The organism is Gallibacterium genomosp. 1 (genome assembly GCF_001678575.1).
GTDB lineage: Bacteria > Pseudomonadota > Gammaproteobacteria > Enterobacterales > Pasteurellaceae > Gallibacterium.
This window is the reverse complement of sequence record NZ_JTJP01000002.1, coordinates 63,753-73,578: the sequence shown is the minus strand read 5'-3', so window position 1 is coordinate 73,578 and position 9,826 is coordinate 63,753. Positions and strand designations below refer to the sequence as shown.

General features: G+C 38.8%; 8 protein-coding genes and 2 pseudogenes. 1 reads left to right on the top strand and 9 read right to left on the bottom strand.

What is annotated here, in order from left to right; all coding sequences use genetic code 11:
• Positions 1-124 precede the first annotated feature (124 nt).
• The 6 genes and pseudogenes from hfq to tsaE all read right to left on the bottom strand — a co-directional run bounded on the left by hfq (position 125) and on the right by tsaE (position 5,354).
• Entirely contained in the window at positions 125-400 is a 276-nt protein-coding gene (hfq, locus tag QV04_RS00575) for an RNA chaperone Hfq (RefSeq protein WP_065230541.1), read from the bottom strand.
• A 172-nt stretch (positions 401-572) separates the two neighbouring features.
• A complete protein-coding gene (gene miaA / locus QV04_RS00570) occupies positions 573-1,505 on the bottom strand; it encodes a tRNA (adenosine(37)-N6)-dimethylallyltransferase MiaA (RefSeq protein ID WP_065230540.1) in 933 nt (310 codons plus the stop codon).
• A 4-nt stretch (positions 1,506-1,509) separates the two neighbouring features.
• Positions 1,510-3,381: a DNA mismatch repair endonuclease MutL gene (mutL, locus tag QV04_RS00565; RefSeq protein ID WP_065230539.1), complete on the bottom strand. Its 1,872-nt coding sequence runs from the start codon at positions 3,379-3,381 to the stop codon at positions 1,510-1,512.
• 242 nt (positions 3,382-3,623) lie between these two features.
• Positions 3,624-4,307: pseudogene (locus QV04_RS11940) on the bottom strand (N-acetylmuramoyl-L-alanine amidase); the annotation flags it as partial.
• Between the two features lie 192 nt (positions 4,308-4,499).
• Positions 4,500-4,817, bottom strand: a pseudogene (locus tag QV04_RS11935) (AMIN domain-containing protein); the annotation flags it as partial.
• A 51-nt stretch (positions 4,818-4,868) separates the two neighbouring features.
• Positions 4,869-5,354, bottom strand: a complete 486-nt coding sequence (gene tsaE / locus QV04_RS00555; RefSeq protein ID WP_065230537.1) for a tRNA (adenosine(37)-N6)-threonylcarbamoyltransferase complex ATPase subunit type 1 TsaE — start codon at positions 5,352-5,354, stop codon at positions 4,869-4,871.
• Between the two features lie 154 nt (positions 5,355-5,508).
• Here tsaE and QV04_RS00550 point away from each other — a divergent pair, with 154 nt between their 5' ends.
• On the top strand, positions 5,509-5,934 hold the full coding sequence (locus tag QV04_RS00550) for a LysR family transcriptional regulator (RefSeq protein ID WP_234702181.1): 426 nt from the start codon (positions 5,509-5,511) through the stop codon (positions 5,932-5,934).
• 14 nt (positions 5,935-5,948) lie between these two features.
• On the opposite strand, the gene QV04_RS00545 is transcribed toward QV04_RS00550, so the two are convergent.
• From QV04_RS00545 to oadA, 3 genes are all read right to left on the bottom strand, one after another.
• Positions 5,949-6,509 (bottom strand): acetate uptake transporter, encoded by a 561-nt coding sequence (locus QV04_RS00545; protein WP_065230536.1) that lies wholly within the window; start codon positions 6,507-6,509, stop codon positions 5,949-5,951.
• Between the two features lie 151 nt (positions 6,510-6,660).
• Complete coding sequence (locus QV04_RS00540) at positions 6,661-7,968, bottom strand: sodium ion-translocating decarboxylase subunit beta (RefSeq protein ID WP_065230535.1); 1,308 nt, start codon at positions 7,966-7,968, stop codon at positions 6,661-6,663.
• Between the two features lie 10 nt (positions 7,969-7,978).
• On the bottom strand, positions 7,979-9,817 hold the full coding sequence (gene oadA / locus QV04_RS00535) for a sodium-extruding oxaloacetate decarboxylase subunit alpha (protein WP_065230534.1): 1,839 nt from the start codon (positions 9,815-9,817) through the stop codon (positions 7,979-7,981).
• Positions 9,818-9,826: the final 9 nt, after the last annotated feature.

Here is a 9,826-nt window from a genome sequence, read left to right as displayed (position 1 = left end):
CTTCACTAAGCTGTTAATAAAAAATCCTTTATCTTAATAGATAAAGGATATTTGAAAGAATAATAAGAATAGATTCCCTTTAAAGAATAAAGGAAATCCTGAATCTAAGTTAATTTGTCACAAATTATTCTTCTTCGCTTGTTACGGCGAGGTCTTCTTCCTGATTGACTGCATTTGCTTGATGATTATGATGAGAAATTGCGCGTGCAGGGACAACAGTAGAAATAGCGTGTTTATATACCATTTGGCTTACAGTATTTTTAAGAAGAATAACAAATTGGTCAAATGATTCAATTTGACCTTGCAACTTAATACCGTTTACGAGGTAGATTGAAACCGGAATACGTTCACGACGAAGTGCATTTAAATAAGGATCTTGTAATGATTGTCCTTTTGCCATTTTCTTTTCCTTTTTTATTAAAATAATCAATAATGTCTGTAAGATCTTAGTTTTAGTAGCTATGCAATCGATTAAACTAAGAAACTGAACCAGCTTTAAACAGCTTATGCAACAATATAACAATAATATTTTGTGCTGTCATCAATGAAATTAACTGATCAGGAATTTATCTTTAATTTTGTGCTATTTTTTCAAGAATTTCTTGCTCTGATTGTTTGATATTTAGACTATCCAGCCAATTTATTGGTGAATTCCAACCACGAAGCCAAGTAATTTGCCGTTTTGCTAGTTGTCTTGTAGCACAAATGCTACGATATTTCATTTCTGCAAAATCATATTTTCCTTGTAGAAATTCCCACATTTGACGATAACCGACACAACGAATGGATGGTAAATTTAAGTGCAGATCCTTTCTAGCGAAGAGTTTTTCTACCTCTTGTTGAAAACCTTGTTCCAACATCTGTTGGAAACGAAGCTCTATACGCTGATGCAAAATAGCACGTTCTTTTGGAGTAATAGCAAATTGCAACAGTTGATAAGGTAAAGGTTCTCCTTTTTGTTCAGTTAATTCAGTCAGTGATTTTCCGGTTAAGTAATAAACTTCCAATGCACGATTAATACGTTGTGGATCATTTGGATGGATACGTTGTGCTGATTGAGGATCAATTACCGCAAGTTGCTGATGTAACCCTTGCCATCCTATTTGTTCTGCTTGTTTTTCTATTTGCGTTCTGATTTCAGCATTTGCCTGTGGTAGTGGAGAAAGCCCTTCCAATAAGGCCTTGTAATAGAGCATTGTGCCACCAACCAGCAATGGAATTTTTCCTTTAGCAGCAATCTTTTGCATTAAAGTTAAAGCATCATTACGAAAATCGGCAGCAGAATAGCTTTCTGCAGGATCTTTAATATCAATTAGATGATGTGGTGCGATAGCTAATTCTTCCGTTGTCGGTTTGGCTGTGCCAATGTCCATTCCTCGATAAATAAGTGCAGAGTCGACACTGATAATTTCACAAGGTATTTTTTTTGCTAATTGTAATGCCAGACCGGTTTTGCCTGATGCAGTCGGTCCCATTAAAAAGAGTGCAAGCGGTTTTTTATCCATAATGTTAATTTGTAACGAAATAAGGCGTTAAGTCAATTTGGTGACAATATTGCATAATATCTTGGTTTCCCGGCAATAATTGTTCCGTATCCTGTAATAAAGTAATGGCATCTGCCAATACACTAATAGGTTTAAATGTAATTTGTTGGCAAACGGAATTTAAAAATTGAGGAAAATCATCAAACGTTTGACTAAGTAACGAAATTACAATCTGTTGTAGATTTTGTTGTCGTAATAGCGTTGCTACTTGAGTAATAGTAATACGCTGATCGTAACATTGAATATGAAAACCGGCTTGAGTGAAAAACGTTTGATATTGGTTAAAATTTTCCAATTGAGAGTTATCTAACTGAAATGTTGTTGGAATCAGCAAAGCTTGCATCGGTTTATCTGGTTTTTGTAGCTGTAAACTACAATGCAACTGTTGTAATTTTTGTATTGACAATAAATACAGCTGTTCTTGTTGCTGTAAGCATAAATAGCCTTGAGGCAATAAGGTTAAGACTTTCAAGTGATCATCATTTTGTTCGGTTCGATTCGATGATGGCATAATAACGTCTGTTTCTGTTGTAGTAGAATGATTACTACTGAGAGATTCAGATGAAATATTTTTGTCTGAATGTGAAGATTGCAGTAATTTCTCATATTGACGATAAGCAGCTTTATCATTTTGAGGGGAATGAGGGGTTGCCCAACGGTTTATTGCATTTGTATTAAAAATATTATCTCCAGCGGCTTGTCGATTATTTTTGAATGCCGGAGGAAATGTATTATCTAGGTTGAGAGTTGATTGATAATGAGCATTAGGTTCAGCAATATTTTGCGATTTTTCTGATTCGACAACCATAGCGGTTTTATCGTTTTGTGCAAATAATTCTGTCGTTTGTGCCAATGCATTGGCAACACCTTGTAAAATAAAATCGTGTACTAAGCGTGCCTGATGAAAACGTACTTCGTGTTTAGTAGGGTGAACATTCACATCAACCAAAGTAGGATCGAGATCGAGAAATAAAATAAAAGCAGGATATTGATCAGGCGAAAGATAATCGGCATAGGCTTGGCGAACGGCGTGTAAAATCACTTTGTCTTTCATCATTCTGCCATTGACATAACTGAAGTTAAAATCATTTTGAGAACGGAAAAATCTTGGTTCTGCTACCCAACCTTGTAAGTGCATTTCTTCATATTGCCAATCAATACGTAAAGCGTGTTCGGTAAAGTCAGTACCACAAATTGTCGCAAGACGTTTTAATTGGCTGTTAGTGTCATTTGCTGCTTTATATTGGTGAATCAATTTCCCATTATGAGTTAATGTAAAATGCACTGTCGGTTTTGCTAATGCAATTCTTTTCACCACCTCATCAATATGGGCGAATTCAGTTTTATCGGAACGCAAAAATTTACGGCGTGCGGGGGTATTAAAAAAGAGATTTTCTACCTCAACAGTTGTACCGATTGGATGAGAAGCCGGTTTGATGGTAGTATCCATTTCCTGCCCTTGGGCATAAACTTGCCACGCTTCGGTCTGTTCCGCTGTTCGAGAAGTCAGCGTTAAACGAGAAACGGAACTGATACTAGCTAAGGCTTCACCACGGAAACCTAAACTTAAAATATTTTCCAAATCATCCAAAGTGGCGATTTTGCTAGTAGCGTGGCGTACTAAAGAAAGTTGAATTTCCTCTTTCGCAATGCCATAGCCATTGTCACGAATACGGATCAAACGACTGCCACTTTGTTCTATATCAATTTGGATTTTATCAGCTCCGGCATCAAGACTGTTTTCAATCAACTCTTTGACAACGGAAGCTGGGCGTTCAACCACTTCCCCAGCGGCAATTTGGTTAGCGAGAAGTGGAGGTAGTATTTGAATAGGCATAATTAATTCTCCGTTAATCGTACTTTTTGTCCGACTAAAAGATGATCTGGATTTAATTTAGGATTTAGCTTTAATAGTCTGTTAACAGAAATATTGTAAGTTCGTGAAATCTGATATAGCGTCTCATCTTTCCTGACAGTATGGAATGTTGGTAATTTCTCATTTTTGTCTTTATTTTTATTTTGCAGTTGCTTATCCCTGTTTGTCTGAAGAGATGTATTTTCCATATTATGGTTGTTGCTTAGATTATTTTTACGATAATCGACTAAGCCGAGGTAAATAGCGTGAGCAATTTGACGGCGATAAGAGAGAGTATTCAGTTTTTGCTCCTCAATCTTATTACTAACAAATCCGGTTTCAACTAATACCGATGGAATATCTGGTGCACGTAGTACGCCAAGGCTGGCGTGTTGTGGTTCTTTGCGACTTAATTGAGCAATTTGACCGAAACGGCGTAAAATATTATCACCAAGTTCGTAACCTACCCGTTGCGAATGCCCAAATTGTAAGTCAAGTACGGTTTGCCCTAAATATTTTTCATTATGTGTGGATAGCACATTACCGGCACCACCCAATAGTTCTGACTGTTTTTCGTGATCTTCAAGCCATTTTCCCATTTCACTGTTGGCTCTACGATTGGATAAAACCCATACGGAAGCTCCTTTTGGCGAAGCACTTGGTGCCGAATCAGCGTGGATAGAAATCAAAAAATTAGCTTTATATTTACGCGCAATATCAGAACGATCCGGCACAGAAATAAAATAATCGCCGGAACGAGTTAAAACTGCTTTAAAGTTTGGATCTCGGTCAAGCAATGCTTTTAGCTCTTTAGCAATAGAAAGAGTGATATTTTTTTCTTTGATTTTTAGAATTTTACCAATAGCACCTGGATCTTTACCACCGTGTCCTGGGTCAATGGCTACAATGTATGTAGATGCACGATATGGTGTTGTAGTTGGTGGCGTAAAATTAACACTTGCTTCTTTTCGGTTTGTTTTTGAGGGGATGCTTTTTTTATCATTATTTTTGACAGCAACCGTTTTATTTGTACCGTTCGGATTAGCAATTTTTACTGAAATGGTATTGTTGTTGTGCATAAAAATGGCACGAACACTTTGTTCTAGCCGTAATACAACTCTAAGATTATTTGGACGAGCTGCTTTTGCTTGTTCAATGCTTTGTAGATTAGTGTTATTCTTACGAGGTAAAATGCCACGAACGCTATCACTATTAGAAAAATCTATGATTAAACGATTTGGTTTTTCAAGATAAAAATAACTATATTTTGTTGGAAAACTAAAGCGAAAATCGACTCTGGTTTCTTTATTGTTATTACTGATATTGATCGATTTTAATGTGCCGGCAACGCTCGACAAACTGACGGAAAAACATAGCAGTGTGATTAACCAATAAACAAATAGCGTTAATTTCTTCATCTTATTCTTTAATATCAACAGGTTAGTTATTTACAGTAAAAACAGCAGCCGTTATTTTGCTGGATCTGACTTTAAAGCGCAAATCATTTGAGCAGCGATATTTGAATTTGCAATGAGTGTGATTTGGCGTGCTTGTTCCTGATATTCAATATTGATGAGCAAATCAGGTTGTGGAATTATGTCACCACCTTTTTCTGCCCACTCTAGCAAGCAGAGTGCATTTTCACGAAAATAGTCACGGAAACCGATAAACTCTAACTCTTCCGGATCGCTTAACCGGTACAGATCAAAATGGTAAATGCTCTTTTGTGGCAAATGATACTCTTCCACTAAAGCGTAAGTTGGGCTTTTTACATTGCCTTGATAGCCCATTGCTTGAATAATTGATCTCGTTAGGGTAGTTTTACCAGCACCAAGTTGCCCATTAAGATAGATTACAAAATTTTGTGTCGGGGTGAGTAAAAAACGACTTAATTTTTGCCCTAAAGCAATAGTAGCCTCTTCATTCGCAAGAAAAAGAGTTAATGATTCTGCCATAAAAAATCCTACAATCCTGAAAAAAGATAGAAAAGTTGCTTATCATAGCAAAATTATTGAAATCGGATAAATTTTATTTGTTACAAGATTGTAAAAAATAAGCGAAAAGCATAAACTGAGGCGTATGCCTTAATTATCGTAGAGATCTTTCATTATGCTTTGTTTCCGCAAATACCCTTCAACTACCGCAATGCAATGTTTTGAAACTGCTGCCAGACATTTAAGTTTTACTAAAGCTGCTCAGGAATTGTATATGACACAAAGTGCCGTTAGCAAACAGGTGGCGCAACTGGAAGATTTGTTACAGTTACAACTGTTTGAACGCTCTTCACAAAGTCTTTATCTCACACCAGTTGGTAAAAAGTTTTATATTGAAATTGAAAATATCTTGAAACAAATCGAGCTTTCTACGATTGATGTGATGGCACACGGTGCTGAAACAGAAACGCTTAATCTTGTTTCCCACCCAACATTTTGTGCACGTTGGTTAGTGCCGGCTTTAAAGGAGTTTGGAAAAGCTAATCCTAAGATTCATCTTGATGTTAAAATGTCCGAATTTTTCGGACATTTTTGTGGATAATTGCGCACTAATTATTATAAGGCTAAAACAGTTCCGCCGAATTTGCCATTAATTACTAAGGCGGCGGCTTCATAAAAGGCGAATGCTGCACAAATCAATCCTACAATACCGGCAATAGTATGCAATGTTTCGCTGTGGAGAAAATTGGCAGCCGCTAATAAGAAAAATAGGATAACCAACGAGCCGAAAACCAGTTTTCCGATAGTGTTGCCGGCTAAAGTGCCAATAAACATCACACAAGAGAGCAATCCCCAAATTAATAAGAAAAAGCCTAGTGATGTTGAATTGACGGCGGTTAATCCGGCTAGAGGGGCGACCCAAATGAAAACAAGTGCTAACCAAAATGCGCCATAGGAACAGAAAGCGGTAAAGCCAAAAGTGTTACCTTTTTTCCACTCCATAATCCCAGCAATAAATTGCGCCAATCCGCCATAAAAAATCCCCATACTCATAATCATTACATCGAGCTGGTAGAAACCGGCATTATGCAGATTTAGAAGGAAGGTCGTCATCGCAAAACCAAATAAACCAAGCGGTGCAGGATTTGCTGTTTGATCTTTAAGTATGCGTTCCATATTGGATCTCCTCTAGCGGTTAAAAATTGATCCGATATTAACATTTGAAAAATAAATTTGAAATATTTTTTTAATAAAGGTGATGTTTTTTTTGGGGGATAGGGGAATAATAATATTCCCCTTGATGAATTAATTTAACAAATTTTGTTTATTATGACATCAATGCTGAAATATATTTCAACATCACGCCGGCAGCAATTGCTGAACCGATAACTCCGGCAACATTCGGCCCCATTGCGTGCATTAGTAAGAAGTTTTGTTTATCCGCTTCTAAACCTAATTTATTGGCAACGCGTGCAGCCATAGGCACAGCGGAAACGCCAGCAGCACCAATTAATGGATTTAATGGGGTTTTACTGAAGCGATTCATCAATTTGCCCATTAAAACACCGCTAGCAGTACCGATACAGAATGCAATCACTCCCAATGCAAGAATACCAAGTGTTTGAGGTTGTAAGAATTTATCTGCAACCAGCTTGGCTCCAACAGAAAGCCCCAAGAAAATTGTTACGGTATTAATTAATGCATTTTGTGCTGTGTCACTTAGACGTTCTACAACGCCACTTTCACGCATTAAATTTCCGAAACAGAACATCCCTAACAACGGCGCAGCATCTGGAAGTAATAGCGCAACTAACAGTAACAAGATGATAGGGAATAGAATTTTTTCCCTTTTGCTGACCGGACGTAATTGCACCATACGAATTTTTCGTTCTTGTTCAGAAGTTAATGCTCGCATAATTGGCGGTTGGATTAGTGGCACCAAAGCCATATAAGAGTATGCGGCAACGGCAATTGCTCCCAGTAACTCTGGTGCTAATTTGCTGGCTAAATAGATTGCAGTCGGTCCATCCGCCCCACCGATAATTCCGATGGCTGCTGATTGCGGTAAAGTAAATTCAATAATGCCGAAATAGTTTAATGCTAATGCACCCAGAACGGTGGCAAAAATACCGAATTGTGCTGCTGCACCAAGTAATAATGTTTTAGGATTAGCAATTAATGGACCGAAATCAGTCATTGCCCCGACTCCCATAAAGATAATCAACGGAGCGACACCAGAGTGGATAGCAACGTGATAAAACTGTGCCAAAACGCCCGGCGTGTAACCTAAATCGGTTGCCAAACTTTCCAACTCTTCTTGTACGGAAGGCAGTGCAGTGGTTAATACCGCTTTAATAGAAGCCGGATCACCGGCACTGCCGAGTTTAGCGGCAACCAGTGTTAATTGATCGGCAATGCCTTGATGTAATAAATTATCTAAAGCCGTCATTGCTAGACCGGCTTCGGGAATGTTGGATAATAATCCACCAAAACCGATTGGCAGCAATAACAGCGGTTCAAACTGACGGGCAATCGCCAACCAGATTAAGAGTAGGCTGACCGCCATCATTATGGCTTGACCAAGGCTGAGGTGCCATAACCCCATACCTTGTATTAATGCAACAAAACTTTCCATATTGATGTCCCTAGACTAATGTCATTAGCGTATCACCAACGGCGACCATATCGCCTGCTTTGATTTTAATGCCCTGTACGGTACCAGCTTTGGCAGCACAGATTTGAGTTTCCATTTTCATCGCTTCAAGTACAAGCAACACATCATCTTGTGCTACCTGTTGTCCTTCTGTAACAACGACTTTAACAATTGATCCTGCCATTGGTGCGTTTACTGGTTCGCCTTGAGAGGATGATGAAGCTGGTGTAGCCGGAGCAGCAGGTGAGGCAATAGGTGTTGGTATTGGCGTAGGAATAGGAGTTTGCGGTTGGCTGGCTGCAATTTGATCAATGTTGCCACCGTTGCTGACTTTCACTACGAAGGCTTTGCCTTCAAGTTCAACGGTATAAATCGCAGATTCTGCAGTAGCCGGTTTAACCTCTGCTTTAACTGCGGCTTTTTCAACAGGTTTACCGGTTGGTTCAGGTTCAAATGCCGCTGGATTATTACGATTTTCAAGGAACTTCCAACCGACTTGAGGGAATAATGCAACAATAAGCACATCATCAATTTCATCTTTTGCCAGTTTAATTCCTTTTTCTGCCGCCTGTTGTTTTACTTCTGTGATTAACTTATCCATTTCCGGTGCAATATGGTCTGCTGGACGGTCGGTAATTGGCTGTTTTCCTTCTAAAACACGGGCTTGAAGTTCGGCATTAACTGGCGCCGGTGTTTTGCCATATTCTCCTTTTAGAATGCCGGCGGTTTCTTTGGCGATATTTTTATAACGTTCGCCCATTAAAACATTGATCACTGATTGAGTGCCGACAATTTGAGAAGTTGGTGTTACCAGTGGAATATAGCCTAAATCTTTGCGTACTTGTGGAATTTCTTTTAATACAAGATCCAATTTATCAGAGGCATTTTGTTGTTTTAATTGGCTTTCCAAGTTGGTCAACATTCCACCTGGAACCTGTGCGACTAAAATTCGGCTATCAACGCCTTTTAATTGACCTTCAAAAGCAACATATTTTTTACGAACCTCACGGAAATAAGCTGCAATTTTTTCAATTTTATGCAGATCAAGCCCGGTGTCGTAAGGCGTATTTTGTAATGTGGCAACCATTGACTCTGTAGCCGGATGACCATAAGTTCCACTCATTGAAGAAATGGAAGTGTCGATACCGTCAACCCCGGCTTCAATTGCCTTTAATTGAGCCATTTCTGCCATACCGGTTGTAGAGTGGCAGTGTAAATGCAAGCGAACATCAAACCGTTTTTTGATTGCACTGACCAGTTCATAAGCCGCCATTGGCGTTAAAATACCTGACATATCCTTGATAACAAGAGAATCAATACCGATTTCAAGTAATTGCTCAGTAGTATCCAACCAGGTTTCCAAAGTATGAACCGGACTGGTGGTGTAGCTCAATGTACCTTGTGCGTGACCACCATTTTTTCGCACAGCGGTCAATGCTTGTTTCATATTACGAGGATCGTTCATCGCATCGAAAACGCGGAATACGCTCATTCCGTTGGCGACGGCGCGTTCAACAAAGCGATCGACCACATCATCGGCATAATGACGATAACCAAGAATATTTTGACCGCGTAAAAGCATTTGCAAAGGCGTTTTTGGCATTGCTTTTTTCAATTCACGCAAACGAACCCAAGGATCTTCGCCTAAAAAACGGATACAGGCATCAAAAGTAGCACCACCCCAAGCTTCTAAAGACCAATAGCCGACTTTATCCAACTCAGCGGCAATTGGTAACATATCTTTTAAACGTAAACGAGTGGCGAATAAAGATTGATGAGCATCGCGTAAAACGACATCGGTAATTGCGATTTTTTTAGCTTGTACTGTCATAATTTAGTT